This window comes from Roseovarius dicentrarchi (genome assembly GCF_003316635.1).
In the GTDB taxonomy this organism is placed as follows: domain Bacteria; phylum Pseudomonadota; class Alphaproteobacteria; order Rhodobacterales; family Rhodobacteraceae; genus Roseovarius; species Roseovarius dicentrarchi.
Genome location: NZ_QNQP01000008.1, coordinates 1 through 22,854 on the forward strand (window position 1 = coordinate 1; position 22,854 = coordinate 22,854).

At 61.5% G+C, this 22,854-nt stretch carries 23 protein-coding genes, 1 tRNA gene and 1 pseudogene; 11 read left to right on the plus strand and 14 right to left on the minus strand.

Translation table 11 applies throughout. From position 1 onward, the window contains the following. Positions 1–149 precede the first annotated feature (149 nt). The gene (locus DQ230_RS07425; RefSeq protein WP_113911953.1) at positions 150–482 is read left to right on the plus strand and encodes a hypothetical protein; all 333 of its coding nucleotides are present in this window, start codon (positions 150–152) and stop codon (positions 480–482) included. Here the strand turns inward: DQ230_RS07425 and DQ230_RS07430 are convergent. From DQ230_RS07430 to DQ230_RS07465, 7 genes and pseudogenes are all read right to left on the minus strand, one after another. Next, positions 463–741, minus strand: a pseudogene (locus DQ230_RS07430) (transposase); the annotation flags it as partial. The gene DQ230_RS07425 and the pseudogene DQ230_RS07430 overlap by 20 nt on opposite strands. A gap of 87 nt (positions 742–828) precedes the next feature. Beyond that, positions 829–1,122 carry a transposase gene (locus tag DQ230_RS07435; protein ID WP_162497393.1) on the minus strand — a complete coding sequence of 98 codons (294 nt, stop codon included), beginning with the start codon at positions 1,120–1,122 and terminating at the stop codon, positions 829–831. A 1,000-nt stretch (positions 1,123–2,122) separates the two neighbouring features. Then, positions 2,123–2,197, minus strand: a tRNA-Glu gene (locus tag DQ230_RS07445). 116 nt (positions 2,198–2,313) lie between these two features. Next, positions 2,314–4,056, minus strand: a complete 1,743-nt coding sequence (recJ, locus tag DQ230_RS07450) for a single-stranded-DNA-specific exonuclease RecJ (protein WP_113911957.1) — start codon at positions 4,054–4,056, stop codon at positions 2,314–2,316. Positions 4,057–4,292: 236 nt separating this feature from the next. After that, positions 4,293–5,258, minus strand: a complete 966-nt coding sequence (gene glpX, locus DQ230_RS07455; protein WP_113911958.1) for a class II fructose-bisphosphatase — start codon at positions 5,256–5,258, stop codon at positions 4,293–4,295. A gap of 81 nt (positions 5,259–5,339) precedes the next feature. Continuing rightward, positions 5,340–6,626 (minus strand): homoserine dehydrogenase, encoded by a 1,287-nt coding sequence (locus tag DQ230_RS07460; protein WP_113911959.1) that lies wholly within the window; start codon positions 6,624–6,626, stop codon positions 5,340–5,342. 93 nt (positions 6,627–6,719) lie between these two features. Further along, positions 6,720–7,010: a hypothetical protein gene (locus DQ230_RS07465; protein WP_113911960.1), complete on the minus strand. Its 291-nt coding sequence runs from the start codon at positions 7,008–7,010 to the stop codon at positions 6,720–6,722. A gap of 168 nt (positions 7,011–7,178) precedes the next feature. On the opposite strand from DQ230_RS07465, the gene DQ230_RS07470 reads away from it, so the two are divergent. Further along, positions 7,179–8,123 (plus strand): NAD(P)-dependent oxidoreductase, encoded by a 945-nt coding sequence (locus tag DQ230_RS07470; RefSeq protein WP_113911961.1) that lies wholly within the window; start codon positions 7,179–7,181, stop codon positions 8,121–8,123. 96 nt (positions 8,124–8,219) lie between these two features. Here the strand turns inward: DQ230_RS07470 and DQ230_RS07475 are convergent, their stop codons facing one another. From DQ230_RS07475 to DQ230_RS07490, 4 genes are read right to left on the minus strand one after another with little or no spacing between them, the layout of a single operon-like run. After that, a complete protein-coding gene (locus DQ230_RS07475) occupies positions 8,220–8,783 on the minus strand; it encodes a TadE/TadG family type IV pilus assembly protein (protein WP_113911962.1) in 564 nt (187 codons plus the stop codon). A gap of 1 nt (position 8,784) precedes the next feature. Further along, the gene (locus DQ230_RS07480; RefSeq protein WP_238987454.1) at positions 8,785–9,375 is read right to left on the minus strand and encodes a TadE/TadG family type IV pilus assembly protein; all 591 of its coding nucleotides are present in this window, start codon (positions 9,373–9,375) and stop codon (positions 8,785–8,787) included. Further along, positions 9,372–10,541: a hypothetical protein gene (locus DQ230_RS07485; RefSeq protein WP_162497394.1), complete on the minus strand. Its 1,170-nt coding sequence runs from the start codon at positions 10,539–10,541 to the stop codon at positions 9,372–9,374. The genes DQ230_RS07480 and DQ230_RS07485 overlap by 4 nt, the downstream gene beginning before the upstream one ends. Further along, complete coding sequence (locus tag DQ230_RS07490) at positions 10,495–11,217, minus strand: TadE/TadG family type IV pilus assembly protein (RefSeq protein WP_162497395.1); 723 nt, start codon at positions 11,215–11,217, stop codon at positions 10,495–10,497. Before DQ230_RS07490 ends, DQ230_RS07485 begins: the two co-directional genes overlap by 47 nt. 305 nt (positions 11,218–11,522) lie before the next feature. Between DQ230_RS07490 and DQ230_RS07495 the strand changes: the two genes are divergently transcribed. From DQ230_RS07495 to DQ230_RS07515, 5 genes are all read left to right on the plus strand, one after another. Then, complete coding sequence (locus DQ230_RS07495; RefSeq protein WP_113911965.1) at positions 11,523–12,953, plus strand: Glu/Leu/Phe/Val family dehydrogenase; 1,431 nt, start codon at positions 11,523–11,525, stop codon at positions 12,951–12,953. Positions 12,954–13,128: 175 nt separating this feature from the next. Further along, positions 13,129–13,428: a DNA primase gene (locus DQ230_RS07500; protein ID WP_113911966.1), complete on the plus strand. Its 300-nt coding sequence runs from the start codon at positions 13,129–13,131 to the stop codon at positions 13,426–13,428. Positions 13,429–13,530: 102 nt separating this feature from the next. Continuing rightward, the gene (dnaG, locus tag DQ230_RS07505) at positions 13,531–15,486 is read left to right on the plus strand and encodes a DNA primase (RefSeq protein WP_113911967.1); all 1,956 of its coding nucleotides are present in this window, start codon (positions 13,531–13,533) and stop codon (positions 15,484–15,486) included. 114 nt (positions 15,487–15,600) lie between these two features. After that, the gene (gene rpoD / locus DQ230_RS07510) at positions 15,601–17,577 is read left to right on the plus strand and encodes an RNA polymerase sigma factor RpoD (protein WP_113911968.1); all 1,977 of its coding nucleotides are present in this window, start codon (positions 15,601–15,603) and stop codon (positions 17,575–17,577) included. Between the two features lie 105 nt (positions 17,578–17,682). Further along, complete coding sequence (locus DQ230_RS07515; protein ID WP_113911969.1) at positions 17,683–17,931, plus strand: hypothetical protein; 249 nt, start codon at positions 17,683–17,685, stop codon at positions 17,929–17,931. Between the two features lie 75 nt (positions 17,932–18,006). On the opposite strand, the gene DQ230_RS07520 is transcribed toward DQ230_RS07515, so the two are convergent. Both DQ230_RS07520 and DQ230_RS07525 read right to left on the minus strand, forming a co-directional pair. Then, the gene (locus tag DQ230_RS07520) at positions 18,007–18,588 is read right to left on the minus strand and encodes a 5-formyltetrahydrofolate cyclo-ligase (protein ID WP_113911970.1); all 582 of its coding nucleotides are present in this window, start codon (positions 18,586–18,588) and stop codon (positions 18,007–18,009) included. Between the two features lie 17 nt (positions 18,589–18,605). Continuing rightward, complete coding sequence (locus DQ230_RS07525; protein ID WP_113911971.1) at positions 18,606–19,280, minus strand: SDR family oxidoreductase; 675 nt, start codon at positions 19,278–19,280, stop codon at positions 18,606–18,608. A 183-nt stretch (positions 19,281–19,463) separates the two neighbouring features. Here DQ230_RS07525 and nrdR point away from each other — a divergent pair, with 183 nt between their 5' ends. Together nrdR and ribD are read left to right on the plus strand one after the other, a co-directional pair. Further along, positions 19,464–19,946 carry a transcriptional regulator NrdR gene (gene nrdR / locus DQ230_RS07530; protein ID WP_113911972.1) on the plus strand — a complete coding sequence of 161 codons (483 nt, stop codon included), beginning with the start codon at positions 19,464–19,466 and terminating at the stop codon, positions 19,944–19,946. Beyond that, a complete protein-coding gene (gene ribD, locus DQ230_RS07535) occupies positions 19,943–21,040 on the plus strand; it encodes a bifunctional diaminohydroxyphosphoribosylaminopyrimidine deaminase/5-amino-6-(5-phosphoribosylamino)uracil reductase RibD (RefSeq protein ID WP_338050503.1) in 1,098 nt (365 codons plus the stop codon). The genes nrdR and ribD overlap by 4 nt, the downstream gene beginning before the upstream one ends. Before the next feature lie 93 nt (positions 21,041–21,133). On the opposite strand, the gene DQ230_RS07540 is transcribed toward ribD, so the two are convergent. Further along, on the minus strand, positions 21,134–21,334 hold the full coding sequence (locus tag DQ230_RS07540; protein ID WP_113911973.1) for a DUF1127 domain-containing protein: 201 nt from the start codon (positions 21,332–21,334) through the stop codon (positions 21,134–21,136). 341 nt (positions 21,335–21,675) lie between these two features. On the opposite strand from DQ230_RS07540, the gene ruvC reads away from it, so the two are divergent. Both ruvC and ruvA read left to right on the plus strand, forming a co-directional pair. Then, on the plus strand, positions 21,676–22,185 hold the full coding sequence (gene ruvC, locus DQ230_RS07545; RefSeq protein WP_113911974.1) for a crossover junction endodeoxyribonuclease RuvC: 510 nt from the start codon (positions 21,676–21,678) through the stop codon (positions 22,183–22,185). Then, positions 22,182–22,847, plus strand: coding sequence for a Holliday junction branch migration protein RuvA (ruvA, locus tag DQ230_RS07550; RefSeq protein WP_113911975.1), 666 nt, complete (start codon positions 22,182–22,184; stop codon positions 22,845–22,847). The genes ruvC and ruvA overlap by 4 nt, the downstream gene beginning before the upstream one ends. Positions 22,848–22,854: the final 7 nt, after the last annotated feature.

Here is a 22,854-nt window from a genome sequence, read left to right on the forward strand (position 1 = left end):
AGTATATCAACGGCTTCTACAATCCGCGCCGACGGCACTCAGCATTGGGCTGGAAAAGCCCGGTCGCCTTCGAACGGAAAGTGGCCTAAAAGAGCACCTGGGGCGGCACTAAACCGCGACAGGTCCAGCATCCTGAACATGAAGATGCAGTGGAACGCTGTGTTGATGGCAGCAAGATGCTTTTGATGTTTGGTTATCGAGAGCCGGTAAGCAGCGCGGGCCTGAATCTTGCATCAGTGAAAAGCCTCCCCGTCAATCATACGCTTTTTCAGATGCTCGACGCCCTGATCTCTGCTGCGAAATCCGGAAAGCTTGAATCTGCGGCAGGCGAGAGGAAGCCCGTCGAGGAAACCAACGGATTTCGAAACGTTGGGACGTGGGAGATCGAAATCCGAATGTCCGGACCAATTCCGACGGCGGAGGTATCGATAGGTTGCGACGAGCAGTCCTTCACCGCTATTTACGCCACAGGCGTTCGATGAAGATATTATCCAAGGAACGACCCTTGCCGTCCATAGAGATGCGGACGCCGGACCGGCGCAGGCGGTCTGTCCAGGCGAAGGATGTGAACTGCGATCCCTGATCGCTGTTCATGATGTCGGGCGGTCCGAACCTATGGAGCGCCTCGTTCAGCGCCTCGACGCAGAAGTCGGCCTCCGGCGTGTTCGAGATTCGCCACGACAGAACCATCCGGGTATGCCAGTCCATGATCGCCACCAGATAGAGGAACCCGCGGCGCATAGTAGAACGACGACCGCGGGATCAACAGCAGCGCGCACTGCTGGCCGATGGACAGGTCCGGATGGTCGCGTTCGATCATACCGCGCCTCATTTCCCGCCCCAGAACTTGAGCTTTCTTTCCAGAAAAGAGTTGGCCACCGCCAGCCCCCCGATCTTGGCGTGCAGGTCCCTGATCTGGTCTTCATCAATCACCGGTGCCTTGCGGCTGCCGCGCTGGAAAACACCGGACGCGCCATCCAGCAGCGCCCGTTTCCATTGGTTGATCGTCGTTGGATGCACGCCGAACCGGCTCGCCAGCTCCGACACGGTCGCCTCGCGTTTCAGCGCTTCCTGCGCCACCTTCGCCTTGAACGCAGGGGCATGCTGCTTTCGTCTCGACATCATCGATCTCCTTCGTGGTGAAGATCAGCAGACCGCAAATCAGAGCTCAGGTCCTTGTCCAGTTTGAGGGGGGCACCTCAAGAGCGAATTCTGGGAGTGCTTTGAAATTCTCTGCATACATGCGGTTCGGGCAACAGATCACCGGCTCCCGCAGCTTGAGCGGCTTCACTGAGCAGGCACCGTGGCGCGGTTTTATGCAGGGACCGTTAACGAATGGGCATTGCGCCTGATCCGCGAATATACGGCCTGCCGGATCGAGCGGCTCGAAGCCAAAAATTCAGTAACTTGAAGTGCCATATCGGCACACTTGAAAAACCAGCCGGGTTACGCAAGTGCAGAAACACTCGCGCCACCAATTGCTTGAAGACAAGAACAGTGGTGCGAATGTCAGCTTAGCGCTTCAGTGGAGGTTTGTTGATCCACGGTGGCCATTGTCCAGCCTATATTGCAACTTCGCAAATCTTGCCTGAGCGTCAGGGATCAAGGTAATCTGCCCAGCAGAAGGACCATTAATACATGTGACAGCCACAGTCTGCGCAGGTAGGCTGAACATGTCTTCGCTCTGACCGTGCAGGCGCCCCTTGCATACCCATCGATGCGGGACCATCGCGCTGCCTGTTATTTCCCAGCCACCATCCGGGAGGTGAAAGGTTGATGCGTAAAAGGCCGGGTTGCTTCAAGGTCCTCCCGTGGCCGCGTCAGCGGCAAGGGAAGCCAGAACTAGAACGCTCGCTGCGGATAGATTTTTCATGTGCACTCCCAAAAACTACCTTCTCTTTGGTCATCTACATCTACGGCGTAGTAATGACCAAAAGGTGCGTTCGATGGGGCACAGTTGTCACCGAGGAGTTAGGCGCACGGTGAAAAGTTGCAGCCACGAACCTCACGGAGGCGAGGTAATCAAACAGAGACCGCCAGAAACAGACTTGTGGAATGGTTTATGGGTCAGTTTCCCCGGCGGGGTGTAACTGATTTGTTTTATTGCCGTAATTTGAGAAAGTGGCAGCCCGTAGGGGAGTCGAACCCCTCTTTCCAGGTTGAAAACCTGGCGTCCTAACCGATAGACGAACGGGCCACACGTTGCGTGAGGCGGTTCCTAGGCAAATCCGGCGATCTATGCAAGGGGGATTTTGCATCTTTCTTAGTCGGATGGCGGAAAACTTGCTTCGGGGATGAAATGCCGTAATTCGATCACGCCAAAGCGGCGTCTTCCAACCTTAGTTGCACGTTCTGACGACCGCGCCACACGTTCAGCTCAAGGCGGCCCGCCAGATGAAATCGCTTGCCGCCATGATTTTCCAGCATGGGGCCCAGCGGGCCGTCCGACGCGCCAAAGGCAATGGCATCAAGTTGTGGCCCCGTGCCGTCACCGAAGCGGATCTTGAGATGACGTTCGCCAACACGTTTGGCAAAAGTGATCTGCATCTGGGCAAAGACGTGGCGCGGCGCCGAGGCACCCGCGCCGAAGGGGCCGGCCGCGTCCAGCTGCGTGATCAGATCGGGTGTGGCGGCGCCGGGCATCAATAGCCCGTCAAGCACCAGATCCGCGGCGCCGACGGTGCCGGCGCCTTGCTTGGCCAGCAATTCGGACAGGCGCGTCATCGCAGGCTCCAGCTGAGCGCGCGTGACGGTCAGGCCGGCAGCCATCTTGTGCCCGCCCCCTTTCAGCAGCAGTCCTTCGGCGGCCAGCTTCTGAATTGCGGCACCCAGATCGACGCCTGTCACGGAGCGGCCCGATCCCTTGCCGATATCGCCGTCAAAGCCGATCACGATGGCGGGGCGGTTCGCCGCCTCCTTCAGGCGGCTGGCAACGATGCCGACAACGCCGGGATGCCAGCCGTCGCTTGCGGCCCATACCAGCGGCGCATCCAGACCGCGCGCTTCGGCTTGCGCCATTGCGGCGGCCTGAACCCCTGCCTCTATCTCGCGGCGTTCGCCGTTCAGCTGATCCAGCCGCTCGGCCATCGCCTGCGCCTCGACCGGATTGTTGCAGGCCAGCAGGCGCGCGCCCAGATCGGCGCGCCCGATGCGCCCGCCGGCATTGACGCGCGGCCCCATCAGGAACCCAAGGTGATAGGCCGCCGGCGCGCTGTCCATACGCGCAACATCGGCCAGCGCGACCAATCCGGGCCGCTCGCGCCGCGCCATGATGCGCAGGCCCTGCCGCACAAAGGCGCGGTTGACCCCGATCAGCGGCGCCACATCGGCCACCGTGGCCAGTGCGACCAGATCCAACATCGCCATCAGGTCCGGCCCCTTGCGCCCGGCCTCCCGCAGTTGGCGGCCCGCTTCGACCAGCATCAGGAACACGATGGCAGCCGCGCACAGATGTGCCAGATCGCCGCTTTCGTCCTGTCGGTTGGGGTTCACGATGGCCAGCGCGTCCGGCAACGTCTCTCCGCCCAGATGGTGGTCGAGGATAATGACATCGGCGCCTTTGGCTGCGGCAACCGGTCCGTGGCTCAGCGTGCCGCAATCGACGCATATGATCAGATCATGCGCGGCGGCCAGCGCGGCCATCGCCTCGTCATTGGGGCCATAGCCCTCGTCGATGCGGTCGGGCACGTACAGCGTTGCTTCGCGCCCCATCTGGCGCAGCCAATCAATAAGCAGCGCGGCGCTGGTGCCGCCATCAACGTCGTAATCGGCAAAGATCGCGATCCGCTCACGCCGCTCTACCGCCGCAAGAAACCGGGCTGCGGCCGTCTCCATATCCAGCAGCGATCTGGGATCGGGCAGCAGATCGCGCAGGGCAGGGGCCAGGTATCCTTGGGCGCCCTCGGGGGCTACGCCGCGGCGGGCCAGCACCAGACAGACCGGATAGGGCAGGTCGGTGATCTGCGCCATCGCTTCGGCCGCACGCTCCAGTGCCGGTGTCGGGCCGGTCCAGCGTCGCCCGGTCAGCGATGCCTCTACATCCAGAAACGCAGTCATGTGCGCCCGGCTTTCATCTTCCGAAAAATACTCATGGTCCGCCGATTACCGCGTGCGCATCGAAATGTCCCGAAGAATTCCGGTCGCTTCAGCGCGCGGCTGCGAATATCCGGCATGTGCGATTTGCGCGGTGTCAGTTCCAAGTGGCCAGCACAACGACACCACCGCAATCTGACAACGCAAAAGGCGCGCCATGCAATCGGGCGCGCCTTGAATGCTTCGGTTTGAAAGCGACTTTACTTGATCGGATTGCGGTAGATCATGCGGCGCACCGACCCGGTTTTCGAGCGCATCAGAACGGTTTCGGTTTCCACATAGGTCTGACGCCGTTTGACGCCCTTGACCAGCGATCCGTCGGTGACGCCGGTGGCGGCAAAGATCACGTCGCCCGTCACCATATCGTCGCGCGCATAAATGCGGTCGAGGTCGGTGATGCCCGCCTTGGCGGCGCGGCCACGTTCGTCATCGTTGCGGAACAGCAGCCGGCCCCAGATCTGGCCGCCCATGCATTTCAGCGCGGAGGCCGCCAGCACACCCTCGGGCGCCCCGCCCGAGCCCATGTACATGTCGATTCCGGTCAGCTCGGCCTCGGCGCAATGAATGACGCCGGCAACATCGCCGTCGGGGATCAGGTAGACGGCGGCGCCGGTGGCGCGGACTTCTTCGATCATTTCCTGGTGGCGGGGGCGCTCAAGGATGCACACTGTCACTTGCGCCGGCTTGCAGCCCTTGGCGCGGGCCATCGCCTCGACCCGCTCGCGCGGGGACATGTCCAGCGACACCACGTCCTTGTCATAGCCCGGCCCGATCGCCAGCTTTTCCATGTAGACGTCGGGCGCGTGCAGCAGGCTGCCGCGCTGCGCCATGGAAATCACCGTCAGCGCGTTGGGCATCGCCTTGGCGGTCAGCGTCGTGCCTTCCAGCGGATCGAGCGCGATATCCACGCCGGGGCCGTCGCCGGTGCCGACCTCCTCGCCGATGAACAGCATCGGCGCCTCGTCACGCTCGCCCTCGCCGATGACGACGACGCCCTTGATCGCCAGCTTGTTCAGCTGCTCGCGCATGGCGTTGACGGCCATCTGGTCTGCCGCCTTTTCATCGCCGCGCCCGATCATGTCGGCGCAGGCCAGCGCGGCCGCCTCGGAAACGCGGGCCAGTCCGAGCGACAGCATGCGGTCGTTGAAATCGGCGGTGTCGGTCATGGCAGGATCCTTTGGCAAATGTGGAATGGGCAGCAATGACACCCGGTTTATCGGCAGCAGGGCCGCCGCACAAGGCAGCGGTCAGACAGTTTCGATGCGCAGCGCAATGGGCGTGTCGGTGACAACGCCCAAGCCAGGCAGGGCCGCCAGCGCCGCGTCCAGATCGGCGCGGCCAGCCTTGTGCGTGACGATCAGCACGGGCGCGTCCGGGCCGGAATGGTCGTATTGGCGCATCCGGTTGATCGAAATGCCGGCATCCCCCAGCGCCGTGGCGACCTTGGCCAGTGCGCCGGGTTTGTCGGTCAGCGACATGCGCAGGTAGTACGGCGCTGGCGTGCCGCCCGTCGCGGGCTGCGATTGTGCCAGGCTACGCGCCGGCTGGCCGAACATCGGCAGGCGGAAGCCGCGCGCGATATCCATCACATCGCCCGTGACGGCGCTGGCGGTGGGGCCCATGCCCGCGCCGGGGCCGCGCAGCACGATCTGTTCGACATTGTCGCCCTCCAGCACCACCATGTTGGTGCCACCCTCCAGCTGGCCCAGCGGGCTGGTGGCCGGAACAAGGCAAGGCGTCATGCGCTGCTCCAGCCCGCGGCCGGTCATCTGGGCGACGCCCAGCAGCTTGATCCGGTAGCCCATGTCGGCGGCGTGATTGATATCCTCGATCGTGATCGCGCCGATCCCCTCCATCTGGACGGCGTCGAAATCGACGCGGCAGCCAAAGGCGATGGCCGCCAGCAGCGACAGCTTGTGCGCGGCATCAATGCCGCCGACATCCAGCTGCGGATCGGCCTCAAGATAGCCCAGATCGGATGCTTCCTGAAATACGTCCTCATACGGCAGGCCCGCCGATTGCATCCGCGTCAGGATGTAGTTGCAGGTGCCGTTCATCACGCCCATCACGCGGGTCATGTCATTCCCGGCCAGCCCTTCGGTCAGTGCCTTGATGACGGGGATGCCGCCGGCCACCGCCGCCTCAAAGCGGATGACGCGCCCTGCATCCTCGGCCGCCAGGGCCAGCGCGTGGCCGTGATGGGCCAGCAGCGCCTTGTTGGCTGTCACGACGTCCTTGCCTGCGGCAATCGCGGCCTCGGTCGCGTCCTTGGCGGGGCCGTCGTCGCCGCCCATCAGCTCGACGAAAATATCGACGTCATCGCGCTGCGCCAGTGCGACGGGATCATCCTCCCACGCGTAATCATCCAGCGGAACGCCGCGTTCCTTGCCGCGCGAGCGGGCCGAGACGGCGCTGATCGTCACGGGGCGTCCGGCACGTGCCGCCAGCAGGTCGGCCTTCTGGCGGATGATGCGCACCACGCCGGTGCCAACGGTGCCCAATCCGGCGATACCAAGGCGCAAAGGATCGTTCATGGGGCTGTCTCCGGCTTGTGGTAAGGGTCTTTGGCGATCTACAGGCAAAGCGGGCAGGGTGCAACGCGGGTTTTTTGCAGCATTGCCGCGGCTCTACCGCGTGACCCCGGCTTGCATCCGTGCGCGTGTGCTGTCGTCAATCACCGTCCCGCCCAGCCGGGACGCCCGCGATTTCAGCCCGGCGATGCGCGCCTCGATTGCCGGCGCAGTATCGGGGCCGGTGTCGGTTTCGTTGATGCGGGCCTGAAGCCCCTCCAGCGGCACCAGATCGGGATAGGGCGCCGCGCGCGCCGCGTCCGTCAGGGTGGCGTCCAGCTGCGGGAACTGCGTACACCCTGCGGCCCCCAGGGTGATGATCAACGCAAAGGCATGGCTGCGGCGCATAGGGGCATCCGGTGGTTAAAGTGACGTCACCCCTGCTGCATGCCACTTTTCCGCCGCCATGGGCAAGCGCGGCGTCCTTTTTATACCGGCGCATGTCGCATTCCGCCCAGACGGCGCAGGCATTGCAGGCAAGGCTGGCGATGGAGCGGCGGCACAAGGGGGATGCGCATGAAAACCGGGTTTATCGGGCTGGGAAATGTCGGCGGCAAGCTGGCCGGCAGTTTGCTGCGCGGCGGCACGCCGCTAATGGTGCATGATCTGGACGCGGATCTGGTGCGCGATTTCGGCGCGCGCGGCGCCGGTGATGGCGGCGATCCGGCACAGATGATGCAATACTGCGATACGGTCATCACCTGCCTGCCCAGCCCCGCAGCCAGCGCCGCCGTTGTGGCGCAGATGCTGCCACATATGGGGCCGGGCAAGACGTGGCTGGAGATGTCCACCACCGACGCGGCCGAGGTGCAGCGCCTTGGCGCCGAAGTGATGGCCAAAGGGGCATCAGTGGCCGATTGCCCGGTGTCGGGCGGTTGCCACCGTGCCGGTACCGGCAATATCAGCATCTATGCCGGCTGCGACCGCGCCACGTTCGACCGTATCCTGCCGCTGCTGGTGATCATGGGCCGCAAGGTCCTGCATACCGGCGAGCTGGGCAGCGCGTCGGTGCTGAAGGTGATGACCAATTATCTGGCCACCGCCAACCTGCTGACCCTGTGCGAAGCGCTGACGGTGATGAAGGCGGCGGGCATGGATCTGGGCACCACGTTTGACGCAATCGCGATCTCATCGGGCAATTCGTTCGTGCACGAAACCGAAAGCCAGCTGATCCTGTCGGGCGCGCGCGACGTGAATTTCACCATGGATCTGGTGCAAAAGGATATCGGCCTGTTCCAGAAACTGGCCGATCTGCACAATGTCCCGCTTGAGATATCGCCCCTGATGATCGAAATTCTGACAGATGGGCAGCGCCGCTATGGAATGCGCGCGCAGTCGGACCGCATCATCGAGCGACTGGAGGAGGCGACGGGCCTCAGCATCACCGCGCCCGGATTTCCAGGCCATCTGGTGGATACCGAACCGGAAGAGATTGGCGCCGAGGTGGTCGCGCGGCGCTGAAGGGGCAGGTCGGGCGGGCGGAACTGCGCAGCCAATCAGAATCTGTCATGCCCCTGACACAGTGCGAGACTGCGGCGATTGCTGCGGGGCGTCGGTTCAGCTGTCCTCCCACTTGACTTGCGGAACAAAGCGGGGGCTGGTCATGACGGTTGTGCGGATCTTCAGATCATCGCTTAACCCGACTTTGAAAATGGCCGGGTAGGTCGACACGCTTTCCACGATGATCAACTCTTCGCCGCCGCGCAGAACCGGCAGTTTGTCATGCGCTGTTTTGATGTCGGACGTCTCCAGCTCCGGCAAATCGCCCGCGCCACGCACCTTGCTCCATTGAACCACATATTCGTTGTCGCTGCTGACGAATTTCACTACCGAAATCCGCAGCGAATTGGCGCCCCCATCGTTCGAGATGGTGTCGAACACGATCTTTGCGTTGTCGATATACGTTGGCGTGATCGCCGCACCTTCGCGCGAAATCATGTCTGCAATGGTGTAACTGGCCTTGTCGCGGGCGCTGTTATAGCGGTGCAATTCAAAAAATTCATAGGTTGCACCGATCGCCCAGATCAAAAGCGGCAGGGTGATGACCGCCTCGACCATGACAGTGCCGCGTTCGTCATTGTTAAATCTGGCCAGCCAGGATTTCAGGATGCAGCGGAACATGTTACAAAGGCTCCATCACAAAGGCGGACATGGTCACGATTGCCAACTGGCCGCTGTTGTCTTTTGTCATCGACCGCGCAATGTGCCAGGTCGGAAATAGCGGATCGTACTTCACGCAAGCGCGCAGAAACATCAGATCATTCCCCACGCCGGGCATCAGCCGATAGGTGGCTTTGCCTGTTTCCTCGCGGTCGGTACACATGACCTCCCCGCCCAGAGAAACCAGATTGCGCATGTCGCTGCGCACCATTTCCAGTTTGATGCTGTTCAGGCAATCGGCAATGGTAAATGCCTCATCGCAGATGCGCTGCTTGATCTTGGTATGGTATTGCTCCAACGCGGCCTCATTCTCGGCTTCGGTGTCGTAATTCTGCACAAACTCGCCTGTCCCCAGACGGATGTCACGTACCGCCATGTCTAGCCCACGTTCCAGCAGGGTCTGGCGCAGGGTGATCATGCTGAGTTCGATCGACATCGCCAGCAGCGCGAAATAAATCGGAAAGATCACCACAAACTCGACCGAGGCATTTCCGTCCTCGCGACGGGCCAGCCCCATCAGGCGGCGCAGGGCGTGGCGCAGATGATTTTTCATTGCGTCAACCTCAGGTTAATCACGTTCGAGGCAATCGAGCTGAACGCATCGGAGATATCGAGCCCCTTGGCGCGGTAATAATGCGCGTGCGAGGTGGCGCAGCGTTTCAGCTCTTTTTCAGCGGTGCTGTTTACCGGAATTTCAAAGCCGATCGTATAAACGACGACACCCTTGTTCTTCGTGGCTGTGCAGATATCGTCCATCTGCCCATCTTTCTCGCTACCGGTTACGCGGTTGGTGTTGTTTGTAAATTCATTCAGTGCCGTTTTATAGTTGAACTTGTCGTTCAGAAACTCCGGGCTGATCAGCCCCCAAGCCATTTCCCAGCTTAATTGTTCGCTGGAAATAAAACCTGACAGGGTTTCGTCCAGGTTGTCGAAAGCCCAGGAAGAAATCCGCGTATTTTCCTCGACGTTCAGATATTCGTCTCTGTTCGGGTTCTTGATGTAATAAGCCGATTTTTCAGAGCCTCCTTCCTCGTAAACGCAAATCCACTTGCCCAGCCACGTGTTTTTTCCACAATTCGACTCGTCATATGTCTTGATGCTGTTGATAAGCGAGAGGTATCCGTATTTGAAGCTTTGCTGCGTCCACGTAACCTTGTGCATCAGCGAATTGGGGCCGCGGAATGCGCTGGGCAGTTTGAATTGATTGGAATACGTGTTTTCGCCATCGCCCATCATGACGATGACTTTCAGCGTTTCGCCCTCGTCATAGGCTGCGGGGACAACTCCCACCAGCGGATCGACCTTATAAATGGGTTCGGTGACCGGTTTTTTATCATCGTCAAGAATGACCGTTCCCGCGGTATCGACCTTGGGCCGTTGGCCGACGACGACTTTGCCCAGATCGGTTTTGACTTTTTGAAATTTGGCATCCAGCAGGGCGGCGCCCCATTTCATGCCAATATTGCCCGAGGTATTTCCGCCCGCCTCGAAAGAGTCGATCTTGGCGTGCAGATCCGTCTCGCTGATGGAATAGGGCAGGATTTCGGCGTATTCGTTAGTAAAGCAGGTTCTGGTATCGCTATCAAGATCGTCGAACCCGTCATCGCCCTGCGCCGTGTAGATCAGCTGTAGCTGTTCAACATCCGGGTCAATCGCCGCGCTGTTGAAATCATCATCGGAAAATTGAAGGCAGCTGGCATAGGTCTGCAATTCGTCCACTTCCAGCGCGTCGAAGATATGCTGGCCGGGCGCGACGTCCCAGCTGGAACGGCACGATGGAAATCACCGCGTCGCCCGTGCTGCTGCTGTTGAGGATGCTGGTCGTGAATGCCTTGCCGGCGGTCTTGAGATTAACCAGCTTCTGGTTGTTTCGCATTGATCCGGACACGTCCAGAACCATGGCCACTTCCAGTTTCGGCACGCGCCGCTCGGCGGTGGAGGCCGCGACAGCGCCCAGTTGTTTCACACCGGTCAAGTGCATCAGATAGGTGTCCATCGACATTTTCGCCGTCGCGCTGACCTTGCTGGTGTTCAGCGTCTGGATGATGTCGTCATCGCCGTCCAGCCCGTCATCGTCGATCTCGTTGAGGTACGCGGACATGCCGGCCTTGGCCATGAAATCCTGCACGATCGGCTTTGGCTTGGTGCCGTAGGGCGCGCCGGCGCCGGCCAGAACGGCATTGTCCAACGTGTTCTGAAGCCGGGCGCGGCTCATCTCCTGCCGCATCGTGTCAATGGCGATGCCGCCCACGATCAGCATCATCAGCAATGCAAACAAGGTAAAGGCGACGACGGCCCCGTCTTCATCCTTGCGGAAGACGGTCAGACGGCTGCCCCTTGCATGGGGCGGTGCAGGTTTGGCGCTGGACAGGCTGTGCCAAGTATCTGGTTTCATGCTGAAATGCGTCACTGTCATGCCTCGCGGTGCCAAAAGCGGCGTTGTCGACTCGGATTTCGTTGCAATGTTTATGGCGGTCTGCTGTGTCGGAAATGCGGCCGCGATCACGGCGAAAAAGAGGCAAATTCGGGCTGTTTTGGACAATTTTCCGATGTTTTGCCTTGTAATGCCGGGCAGGCAACGGCGCAGGCCACGGGCAAGCTTGACTGGACAAAAACTGTGCGAAGATTAACGTTACCTTTGGAATTACGTCATAAACATCAAGCGGCGGGCCGATGCCTGCCGCGCATTGGAGGGTAGCGATGACAGCCGCAAAAGAACCGAGTTTCCGCGATTCTGTGGACCTGATGTTCAACCGGGCGGTCGCGCTCATGGATCTTGAGCCGGGGCTGGAGGAAAAGATTCGCGTGTGCAACGCCACCTATACCGTTCGCTTTGGCGTGCGGCTGCGCGGCCAGATTCATACCTTCACCGGGTATCGCAGCGTCCATTCCGAACATATGGAGCCGGTCAAGGGCGGCATCCGCTTTGCAATGGGCGTCAATCAGGACGAGGTGGAGGCGCTGGCGGCGCTGATGACCTACAAATGCGCCCTGGTGGAGGCACCCTTTGGCGGCTCCAAGGGCGGTTTGCGCATTGACCCGCGCCAGTGGGACGAACACGAGCTGGAACGGATCACCCGCCGTTTCGCCTATGAGCTGATCAAGCGTGACCTGATCAACCCCAGCCAGAACGTGCCGGCCCCCGACATGGGCACCAGCGAGCGCGAGATGGCCTGGATCGCCGATCAGTACAAACGCATGAATACAACCGATATCAACGCGCGCGCCTGCGTCACGGGCAAGCCGATCAATGCAGGCGGTATTCAGGGCCGGACAGAGGCGACAGGGCGGGGCGTGCAATACGCGCTTCAGGAATTCTTCCGCCACCCCGAAGATGTCAAGCTGGCCAATCTCAGCGGCAAGCTGGATGGCAAACGCGTGGTCATTCAGGGGCTTGGCAATGTTGGCTACCATGCGGCCAAGTTCCTGTCCGAAGAGGATGGCTGCATCATTACCGCAATCGTTGAACATGATGGCGCCCTGATCAACGAAAAGGGCCTGAACATCGAAGAGGTACGCAACTGGATCGGCAAGCATGCCGGCGTCAAGGGGTTCCCCGATGCCGAATATGTGCCCGAGGGCGCGAAGGTTCTGGAAAAGGAATGCGACATCCTGATCCCCGCGGCGATGGAGGGTGTTACCAACATCACCAACGCGGCCAATATCAACGCGTCATTGATTATCGAGGCTGCCAATGGCCCCGTTACGGCGGGCGCCGATCAAATTCTGCGCGAAAAGGGCTGCGTCATCATCCCGGACATGTTCGCCAACGCGGGCGGCGTGACGGTTTCGTACTTTGAATGGGTCAAGAACCTGAGCCACATCCGCTTTGGCCGCATGGGCCGCAGGCAGGAAGAATCGCGCCACCAGCTGGTTGTGGATGAGCTGGAGCGTCTGAGCGGTGACAAAAATCTGGGCTGGACGTTGAGCCCCGATTTCAAGCAGCGATACTTGCGCGGCGCGGGCGAGTTGGAGCTGGTGCGCTCGGGTCTTGATGACACCATGCGCGCGGCTTACCAGTCAATGCGCGATGTCTGGCACGGGCGCGACGAGGTGACGGACCTGCGGACGGCCGCCTATCTGGTGTCGATAGGCAAGGTTGCTGCCAGTTATCGTGCGCTGGGGCTGTGATTCGGTAAGCGATTTCAGCGCCAGCCAAGGCGCGACCACCCCGCGCAGCGGATTTCCCAGGCTTTCGACCGATTGCGCAGAAACCAGCGCAATCGGTCCATCGCGCTCCGTTTGTGTGGCCAAGCGATATTCGCACTGGTAATTGTTTGCAGATGTCCTGACACGAAAGGCTGATATGTTTCGTTTCCTCCTTTACGCCGCCCTGACCCTGACCGCCGCGCCCGCGCTGGCCGCAGGCAAGGCTGCTGAAAATTGCGCTGTCACGTCAGGCATCGTCGCGGACGCTGTTGCGCAGCGTGTATCGGGCCGCGCGCAGGCGGATGCGACGGCGACGCTTGCCGATGGCGACATCGCGGCGCGGTTTGTACCTGCTGTCCAGCCGCTTGTGGAGTGGGTCTATACCCTGCCGCAGGATCAGCTCACTGGCGATGCCGCTGCCGCGTTCCAGGCCGCGTGTCTGGAGCAGGCTGGCTGACCGAATGTCGCGCTGCGTGGCATTGTTCTCGCTGCCATCCGATCCGGCCCTGTGTTGGCGGTGCCTCTTGGCGGCAGGCGCGACTCAGCCCATATAGCTGTCATGTCCTTGCCGCCCGGTTTCCTTGAAGAGTTGCGCACGCGCACGTCGCTGACCCAAGTGGTCGGGCGCAAAGTCATGTGGGATACCCGCAAGTCCAACCAAGGCAAGGGCGATATGTGGGCACCATGCCCATTCCATCAGGAAAAATCCGCCAGTTTTCACGTCGATGACCGTAAGGGGTTCTACTACTGCTTTGGCTGCCACGCCAAGGGTGATGCCATCAGCTTTGTCCGCGATACCGAGAATGTGGAATTCATGGAGGCGATCCGCATCCTTGCCGCTGAGGCGGGTATGCAGATCCCCGAACGCGACCCGCAGGCGCAGGCCAAGGCCGACCGGCGCACGCAACTGGCGGAGGTCATGGACCAGGCGGAGCAGTATTTCCGTCTGATGCTGAAAACCGGCGCTGGCGCGGATGCGCGCGCCTATCTGCAACGCCGCGGGCTGGATGACGCGACGCAAGACCGGTTCGGGATCGGATTTGCGCCGCAAGCGTGGCAGGGCCTGTGGGATCATTTGACGGGCAAGGGCGTGGCCGAGGATCTGATCCTCGGCTGTGGCTTGGCGCGCCCCTCCCGGAAGGGCGGCACGCCTTACGACGTTTTTCGCGGGCGCATCATGTTTCCCATCCACGACGCCCGCGGCCGTGTCATTGCGTTTGGCGGGCGGGCGATGGACCCAGATGACAATGCCAAGTATCTGAATTCTCCCGAAACGGAACTTTTCGACAAATCGCGCACACTTTATAATTACGCCCCCGCGCGGGAGGCCGCCGGCAAGGGCCAGCCGCTGATCGTGGCCGAAGGCTATATGGATGTGATCGCGCTGGTTCAGGCCGGATTCCACGGCGCGGTGGCGCCTCTGGGCACGGCCGTGACGGAAACCCAACTGCAACTGATGTGGCGCGCCGTGGACGAACCTGTGCTGGCGCTTGACGGGGACCGGGCCGGCCTTGCGGCGGCGCAGCGGGTGATTGATACGGCGCTGCCCCTGCTCGAAGCGGGCAAAAGCCTGCGGTTTGCTCTCATGCCCGAAGGGCAGGACCCCGATGATATCCTGCGCGCCCAAGGGCCGGGCGCCGTGCAGGCGCTGATTGCGGGCGCGCAGCCGATGGTGCAACTGCTGTGGCAGCGCGAGACGGAAGGGCGTGAATTTGACAGCCCCGAACGGCGCGCGGCGCTGGACAAAGCGTTGAAAGATGCAGTGGATAGAATCACGGATCAATCCATACGCAGTCATTATGTGCAGGCGTTCAAAGATCTGTGCTGGCAGCTGTTTCGTCCGCGCAAGGGCGGGCAGGGCCGCCCGCAGGGCGCAGGCAAAGGCCGCTGGATCAAGCCCGATCAATCGGCGCGCGCCAGCACCAAGTCATCGCCGCTGGCCCGGTCGGACCCGCGCCAACACGACCAGATGCGTGAGGCGGTCATTCTGGCCGCGTTCATTTCGACCCCCGCCATCCTGAACGATTTTGAATCCGCGCTTGAGCGTTTGGGCTGCCCCGACCCCGATCACGCCCGGATCCGCGATTTGATCGTCAGCCATGGGCCCAATGGCGCGGCGCCGCTGCGCGATGCCATAATTGCCGCATTGGGCGAACATGCCCTTGAAAAATTGCTGTCTCTTCCCCATGTCGCATTGACCCCGCCTGTCCGCCATCCGGGCGATGCAGCGCTGGCACAGATGACCGTGGCCGAAGAATTGGCCAAGATTGCAGCAACCCAAGGCTTGCGGGCCGAAATTGTAGACGCCGCCGAGGATATGCTGGGCGTTGCAGATGAGGCCATGACATGGCGTCTGGGGCAGGCCGCCGAGGCGCGCAACCGCGCGGTGCGCAGCGAACACGAGGACCGCGCGGAATACGACCTTGCCGATAATGGCGCACGAATCAACCGGGGCGAACGCAAGCAGTTTGACGCCCTGCTGGACAAGATTACCTTTACCAAACCAAGCCGCTAATTGGATTTTGGTAAGGTCCGGGTGAAGAAAAACAGGTAAACGGGTTGCGAATCACCTCGTAGCAGGGATGATTCGAGTTTAGCGAATCACGCGCCCGTCATTCAGGAGACTTACATGGCCGCCAAAGACACCGACGACCAGAAGCCCGACGATCAGGACGCCGAGATGTCGCTGGACATGAGTCAGACCGCGATCAAGAAGATGATCTCGGAGGCACGTGAAAAGGGGTTCATCACCTACGACCAGCTGAACAAGGTTCTGCCGCCCGATCAGGTCAGCTCGGAGCAGATCGAGGACGTGATGTCGATGCTGTCTGAAATGGGCATCAACATCATCGAAAACGACGAGGTCGAGGACGAGGATCAGCGCGGCACCGCCGTGGCCGAAGTTGGCAGGCGCGGTGAAATCACGCTTGGGTCCGGCAAGGAAGAGAAGCTGGACCGCACAGACGATCCCGTGCGCATGTACCTGCGCGAAATGGGCAGCGTCGAGCTTCTGTCGCGCGAGGGCGAGATCGCCATCGCCAAACGGATCGAGGCGGGCCGAAACACCATGATCGCGGGCCTGTGCGAAAGCCCGCTGACCTTTCAGGCGATCACTATCTGGCGCGACGAACTTGTCACCGAGGATATTTTGCTGCGCGATGTCATCGACCTTGAGACGACATTCGGCAATCAGCTGGACGGCGAGGGCGAATCGGTTGTCGATGCCGCAAACGTCGCCACCGCGCCCACATCGACCAAGGACGACGGCACCGAACTGGATGCTGACGGCAATCCGATCGCCGCCGACGACGACGATGACGAAGATGATCAGGCCAATATGAGCCTTGCGGCGATGGAAGCCGCGCTCAAGCCGATGGTGCTGGAAACGCTGGATCATATCGCCGACGATTACCTGAAACTGGCCGAAATGCAGGACAGCCGCATTTCCGCGACGCTGAACGAGGACGGCACGTTCTCGTCCTCGCAGGAGGACACGTATCAGGTTTTGCGCAGCGAAATCGTGGTTCTGGTGAATTCGCTGCACCTGCACAACAACCGTATCGAGGCGTTGATCGACCAGCTGTATGGCATCAACCAACGCATCATGATGATCGATTCCGCCATGGTGAAACTGGCCGATCAGGCCCGCATCAACCGGCGCGAATTCATCGACGAATATCGTGGCCGCGAGCTGGATCCGAACTGGCTGGACGATATGGCCCAGAAATCGGGCCGCGGTTGGCAGATGCTGATTGAGCGGTCGAACGACAAGGTGACAGAGCTGCGCTCGGACATGGCGCAGGTCGGCCAGTATGTCGGTCTGGACATCTCCGAATTCCGCCGCATTGTCGGGCAGGTCCAGAAGGGCGAGCAGGAGGCGCGGCTGGCCAAGAAGGAAATGGTCGAGGCGAACCTGCGTCTGGTCATTTCGATTGCCAAGAAATACACCAATCGCGGCCTGCAATTCTTGGACCTCATCCAGGAGGGTAACATCGGCCTGATGAAGGCCGTCGACAAGTTCGAGTATCGCCGCGGCTACAAATTCAGCACCTACGCGACATGGTGGATCCGTCAGGCGATTACCCGCAGCATCGCCGATCAGGCCCGCACCATCCGCATCCCGGTTCATATGATCGAGACGATCAACAAGCTGGTGCGCACAGGGCGCCAGATGCTGCACGAAATCGGCCGCGAGCCGACACCGGAAGAGCTGGCCGAAAAGCTGCAAATGCCGCTGGAAAAGGTCCGCAAGGTGATGAAAATCGCCAAGGAGCCAATTTCGCTGGAAACCCCGATCGGCGACGAGGAAGACAGCCAGCTGGGCGATTTCATCGAGGACAAGAACGCCGTCCTGCCGCTGGATTCGGCCATTCAGGACAACCTCAAGGAAACGACGACGCGCGTTCTGTCATCCCTGACGCCGCGCGAGGAGCGGGTTCTGCGCATGCGCTTCGGCATCGGGATGAACACGGATCACACGCTGGAAGAGGTGGGCCAGCAATTCTCGGTCACGCGCGAACGCATCCGGCAGATCGAGGCAAAGGCACTGCGCAAGCTGAAACACCCCAGCCGGTCGCGCAAGCTACGCTCGTTCCTGGACCAGTAAACAACATAGAACGCCGCGAAAAGTTGATTTTTGCGGCGTTTTTTCATTCAACGGTGAACCATTCCCGGCCTAACGCGTTGTTTTCCCAGATCGAAGGAGAACGCAATGAAACGCTTTATCATCATAGCCGCCCTATGTGTCCCCGTTGCCGGTCTGGCAACCACGTTTGAAACATCCGATGCCGAGCAGGCGAACGTGTTCGAGATCAAAGTATCCCAAGACAAGCTGCCAGAATGCGAAGAAACCTTGCGCGATTTGCGCCAAAAGCCCGTTGTCACGGACAGCGGGTGGGCATTGCCATCCTTCATGGTCAGCGATGACTTGCCACGTACCGTCTGCGTCGTCGACGCCTGACGCGGGTAGAACACCCTTAAATGCTGATACATCTGAAACTGCGCTGCCTGAATTTAAGGCAGCGCAGTTTCTATATTATAGCGCATCGACCAAAACGCCCTCATCCATGGCGATGTCAAATTCGTGCGGGTGGATCGTGTCCATCCGCTGCTGGGTGTATCCGACGCCGATGACCTGCGGTCTGTGACCCTTGCTGCGCAAATCGGCTATCGTTCGGTCAAAGAAACCACCTCCATAGCCCAGCCTGAAATTGTTCGCGTCCAGCCCCACCACCGGCGCCAGCACGATATCGGGCGCGACCACATCGGCACCCTGCGGCGGGACAGGTATGTTCCAAACCCCTTTTTCCAGCTTATCGCCCTGCTGCCATGCGCGGAATTCAAGCGGATGCGCCTTGGCGACGACGGCAGGCAGGGCAAGCCTTGCGCCGCGATCCCGGCAATCTGCGGCCCATTTGCGCAGGTCCGGCTCTCCCCGGAATGGCCAGTAGAGCGATATGGTTTTGCCGTCCACGTCCCCGAGCAGGGTGTCAAGCCTCTCGGACAGGTGCGCATCGGCTTGTTGTCGCGCGGCGACGGGAATAGCCTGACGCGCCTCGATCAGAGTGCTACGCATTTCCTTGCGCCATGCGGGGGTTCCGGGGAATTCCTGCATCATTCGGCTCCTTGGTTTGGTCAGCCCGTGGGCATCACGACGACCTCTTGCACGTTGGCGTGGGCCGGTTGGTCCAAAGCGTAGACAACGGCGCTGGCCACGTCCACCGGCATCAGCTTGTCAGGTTTTGCCTCGCTGAAAAAGGGCGTGTCGACCATGCCGGGAGCTATGACGGTGCAGCGCCCGCCCCATTCGCGCATGTCCTGCGCCATGTTGCCCGCAAGGCCGTGAACGAACCACTTGGATGCGCCGTAGATCGACCCCGAAATATGCACGCGCCCCGCGACCGAGCCGGTCAGAACCAGATGGCCCTTGGTTTTCTTCAGCTCCGGATATGCCGCCTTCATCGTCAGCAGCACGCCCATGACGTTGATGTCGATCATGTTGCGCCACTCCTCCGGGTCGCCGTTTTCAACGCCCGGCGTATCCAGCCCGGTGCCTGCGTTGGCATAGACCGCGTCCAGCTGGCCAAAATGCGAAACAGTCTGCGCGACAGCATCCTTCAGCGTGCCCAGATCGGTGACATCGCCGGGCAGGGCCAACGCGCTGTCACCGATTTCGCTGGCGAGGGTTTTCAGCTTGTCTTCGCTGCGTGCAAACAGCGCCACGCGCCATCCGGCGTCTGCTGCCCTGCGGGCTGTTTCCGCGCCGATGCCGGATGATGCGCCCGTGATGAATAGAACCTTGCCCGTCATGTAAAAACTCCTTTGCGATGTATTGCAGCCCCAACGCGGCAAGGGGCGCCAAAGGTCCATTGCGCTGCATCTGGTGGGGTCAATTCGCATCTACCCAAAACTTTGCGGCTGCCCTATAGTGCCTGTGGATAACTGGGCGGCAGACCCATATTCGAGAGGCAGAGACAATAAAAGGACAGGCCAATGCGCTGCCCGTTTTGCGGAAATATTGAAACACAGGTCAAGGATTCACGTCCCGCAGAGGAGCATGTCTCGATCAGGCGGCGCCGGTTCTGTCCGGCATGTGGCGGTCGTTTCACCACTTACGAGCGGGTGCAACTGCGCGATCTGGTTGTGGTGAAAACCAATGGCCGCCGCGAGGATTTTGACCGTGACAAGCTGGAGCGGTCCATCCGTATCGCCCTGCAAAAGCGTCCGATCGAACCGGAGCGGATCGAACAGATGATCTCGGGCATTGTGCGCCGACTGGAAAGTATGGGCGACACCGACATACCCTCAAAAACCGTGGGGGAGATTGTGATGGAGAGCCTGGCACGGATCGACACGGTGGCCTATGTGCGTTTTGCCAGCGTTTACAAGAACTTCCAGGCGGCCGACGATTTCGACAAATTCGTGAGCGAGCTACGGCCCGAAGCGCTGCCCGGAGCAGAGCCACCCAAGACGTGACCCGCGGCGACGATCATCGGTTCATGCGCGTGGCGCTGGGGCTGGGGCGGCGCGGGCAGGGCAATACCTGGCCGAACCCGGCGGTGGGCTGCGTGATTGTGCGCGCGGGTCGCATCATCGGGCGCGGCTGGACGCAGCCCGGCGGAACGCCACATGCGGAAACGCAGGCGCTGGCGCAGGCAGGCACCGCCGCACGCGGCGCCACGGCCTATGTCACGCTGGAGCCTTGCGCCCATCACGGACGCACGCCGCCCTGTAGCGCCGCACTGATCGCGGCAGGCGTTGCGCGCGTCGTGATTGCGTCGGACGATCCCGACCCGCGCGTGTCGGGTCGCGGCCTTGCCATGCTCCGCGAGGCTGGTGTGCAGGTCACCACCGGGGTCATGGCCGATGACGCAGCCCGCGATCTGGGCGGTTTTCTCAACCGGGTTCAGCGCGGGCGGCCGGAAGTGCTGCTGAAACTGGCGACATCCTTTGACGGGCGGATCGCCACGGCGACCGGGCAGTCGAAATGGATCACCGGACCGGGTGCGCGCCGGGCGGTCCACGCCATGCGGGCACGCTATGACGCCGTCATGGTGGGGGCTGGCACGGTACGCGCGGACGATCCCATGCTGACCGTGCGCGGCATGGGCGCGCGGCAACAGCCCGTCCGCATCGCAGTGTCGCGGCGGCTGACGCTTCCGCTGATGTCGCGGCTGGCGCAGACGGCGCGCGACGTGCCGGTGTGGCTGATCCACGGGCCGGAGGCGGACTCTGCGTCAATCGCCGCATGGACCGATCTTGGCGCGCGTCTGATCGCCTGCCCGCTGCGCGGCGAGGGCCTTGATATGGCGGCGGCGATGCAGGCGCTGGGCGCTGCCGGTCTGACACGTGTTTTCTGCGAAGGGGGTGGCGCGCTGGCTGCGTCCCTGCTGAAGGCGGATGTGGTGGACGGGCTGGCAGGGTTTACCGCCGGTCTGGCACTGGGCGCGGATGGCCGCGCTGGCATCGGGGCGCTGACCCTTGATGCGCTGGAGGCCGCACCCCGGTTCGCGCTGGAGGATGTGCGCGCTATGGATGGTGACGTCATGCACCTGTGGCGCCGCGCCTGACAAGGTTGCAATATGCAAAACGCGCGCCCCGGTATTGCGGAAGGCGCGCGTTCTAAAGATGATATCGAATTGATCTGGCGGTGCGCTGTGCGCTCATGCGCGAGCGCTGAACTTTGCGATGTCCGAACGGGTCAAGCCGATGTCATCCAGCTCGCGGTCCGACAGCGCAGACAATGCCATGCGTGTGGCACGTGCGTCTTTCCAGGCGGTAAAGGACGCAAAGAGGCGGCTGATGGTCAGCCCGGCGGGAGCGGCATGAAACGCGGCGGAGCGGGTGGTGTCGATAACGGCCATTTTGATCGTCCTTTGAATGGCATGACTGGATGTCATGGCTGTGCGTGTTCTGTTGCAGGTCAGATAGCCAGCCAAACCCGTTCCGGCAACGGCACTTTGCGCATAGTCATTATGCGCCGGCTGCATAGGTCAAAGCGGTTCTTATAAGCTTATTTTTAAGGGGTTTGCGGTAACGGCGCTCTGGCAAATTGAAGGGGGTGTTTTGTTGCCGCAACGCGCCGATTGCGGCCCGAAAGTTGCCCGCCGGATCGTGGCTTGTGTATTCTCCTTGGAAGGTGTTCCCGTTTCGTGCTAGGCATTCGGAAAGCCGGACACAAACGGGCGGGCAGGGGCAGGACATCATGCGGGTTTTAGGCATTGATCCGGGGTTGCGGAATATGGGCTGGGGGTTGATCGACGTCGATGGCAGTCGGCTGAGCCATGTTGCCAACGGCACCCTGCATTCGGCCGGCGACGGCCTTCCGGTCCGGCTGCTGTCGCTGTTTCAGCAACTCAGCGCGATACTGACCCAATATGCGCCGCATACCTCGGCGGTCGAGCAGACATTCGTCAACAAGGACGGCGCCGGCACGCTTAAACTGGGGCAGGCACGCGGTATCGCGCTGCTGGCGCCCGCGCAATACGGGATTGACGTGGGGGAATACGCGCCCAACACGGTGAAAAAGACGGTTGTTGGCGTCGGCCATGCGACCAAGGACCAGATCGCGCATATGGTTAAAATGCAACTGCCCGGCGCGGTGCTGACCGGTCCCGACGCCGCCGATGCGCTGGCCATCGCAATTTGCCACGCGCATCACGCGGCCAGCCGGGCGCGCATCGCCCGCGCATCACTGAAAGGAGCCTTGGCATGATCGGGCGCATCGCGGGACGCATTGATTATCGCGCCGCCGATCACGTGCTGATTGATGTGCGCGGTGTTGGCTATCTGGTGTTCTGCTCGGATCGCACGATGCAGGCGCTGCCACGCGCGGGCGAACACGCGGCGCTCTATACGGATCTGCTGGTGCGCGAGGATCTTCTGCAACTCTACGGCTTTACCACTCTGGTCGAAAAGGAATGGCATCGCCTGCTGATGAGCGTGCAGGGCGTCGGCGCCAAGGCCAGCCTTGCGATCCTCGGCACACTTGGCCCGGACGGCGTCGGGCGCGCCATTGCGCTGGGCGACTGGAACTCGGTCAAGGCGGCCAAAGGTATCGGCCCGAAAACCGCACAGCGCGTCGTCAATGAGCTGAAGGACAAGGCGCCTGAAATCATGGCGATGGGCGCAGGTGCCGCCACGGCTCCGGCGCCTCACGGGGGCGATGTGATCGACGCCGATACTCCCGCATCTGCGCCGCGCCCCGTGCCCGCCGGGCCCGGACCGCAGGCCGAAGCGTTGTCAGCGCTGACCAATCTGGGCTATGCCCCCGGCGAGGCTGTGGGCGCGGTCGCGCAGGCCGCAGGTGATGCGCCCGAGGCTGATGTGGCTGGCCTGATCCGCGCCGCGCTCAAGCTGCTGGCACCCAAGGGATGAGGCCGCC

Bases quoted from the DNA above. Each gene is read 5' to 3' on its own strand.
- DQ230_RS07540 (WP_113911973.1), bottom strand. From the start codon at position 21,334: ATGGCCGTTATCGACACCACCCGCTCCGCCGCGTTTCATGCCGCTCCC.
- recJ (WP_113911957.1), bottom strand. From the start codon at position 4,056: ATGACTGCGTTTCTGGATGTAGAGGCATCGCTGACCGGGCGACGCTGG.
- DQ230_RS07475 (WP_113911962.1), bottom strand. From the start codon at position 8,783: ATGTTCCGCTGCATCCTGAAATCCTGGCTGGCCAGATTTAACAATGAC.
- DQ230_RS07525 (WP_113911971.1), bottom strand. From the start codon at position 19,280: ATGACGGGCAAGGTTCTATTCATCACGGGCGCATCATCCGGCATCGGC.
- DQ230_RS07520 (WP_113911970.1), bottom strand. From the start codon at position 18,588: ATGATGCAGGAATTCCCCGGAACCCCCGCATGGCGCAAGGAAATGCGT.
- DQ230_RS07460 (WP_113911959.1), bottom strand. From the start codon at position 6,626: ATGAACGATCCTTTGCGCCTTGGTATCGCCGGATTGGGCACCGTTGGC.
- ruvC (WP_113911974.1), top strand. From the start codon at position 21,676: ATGCGGGTTTTAGGCATTGATCCGGGGTTGCGGAATATGGGCTGGGGG.
- DQ230_RS07480 (WP_238987454.1), bottom strand. From the start codon at position 9,375: ATGAAAAATCATCTGCGCCACGCCCTGCGCCGCCTGATGGGGCTGGCC.
- dnaG (WP_113911967.1), top strand. From the start codon at position 13,531: ATGTCCTTGCCGCCCGGTTTCCTTGAAGAGTTGCGCACGCGCACGTCG.
- DQ230_RS07470 (WP_113911961.1), top strand. From the start codon at position 7,179: ATGAAAACCGGGTTTATCGGGCTGGGAAATGTCGGCGGCAAGCTGGCC.
- DQ230_RS07435 (WP_162497393.1), bottom strand. From the start codon at position 1,122: ATGTCGAGACGAAAGCAGCATGCCCCTGCGTTCAAGGCGAAGGTGGCG.
- rpoD (WP_113911968.1), top strand. From the start codon at position 15,601: ATGGCCGCCAAAGACACCGACGACCAGAAGCCCGACGATCAGGACGCC.
- DQ230_RS07495 (WP_113911965.1), top strand. From the start codon at position 11,523: ATGACAGCCGCAAAAGAACCGAGTTTCCGCGATTCTGTGGACCTGATG.
- nrdR (WP_113911972.1), top strand. From the start codon at position 19,464: ATGCGCTGCCCGTTTTGCGGAAATATTGAAACACAGGTCAAGGATTCA.
- ruvA (WP_113911975.1), top strand. From the start codon at position 22,182: ATGATCGGGCGCATCGCGGGACGCATTGATTATCGCGCCGCCGATCAC.
- glpX (WP_113911958.1), bottom strand. From the start codon at position 5,258: ATGACCGACACCGCCGATTTCAACGACCGCATGCTGTCGCTCGGACTG.
- DQ230_RS07465 (WP_113911960.1), bottom strand. From the start codon at position 7,010: ATGCGCCGCAGCCATGCCTTTGCGTTGATCATCACCCTGGGGGCCGCA.
- DQ230_RS07490 (WP_162497395.1), bottom strand. From the start codon at position 11,217: ATGAAACCAGATACTTGGCACAGCCTGTCCAGCGCCAAACCTGCACCG.
- DQ230_RS07500 (WP_113911966.1), top strand. From the start codon at position 13,129: ATGTTTCGTTTCCTCCTTTACGCCGCCCTGACCCTGACCGCCGCGCCC.
- DQ230_RS07515 (WP_113911969.1), top strand. From the start codon at position 17,683: ATGAAACGCTTTATCATCATAGCCGCCCTATGTGTCCCCGTTGCCGGT.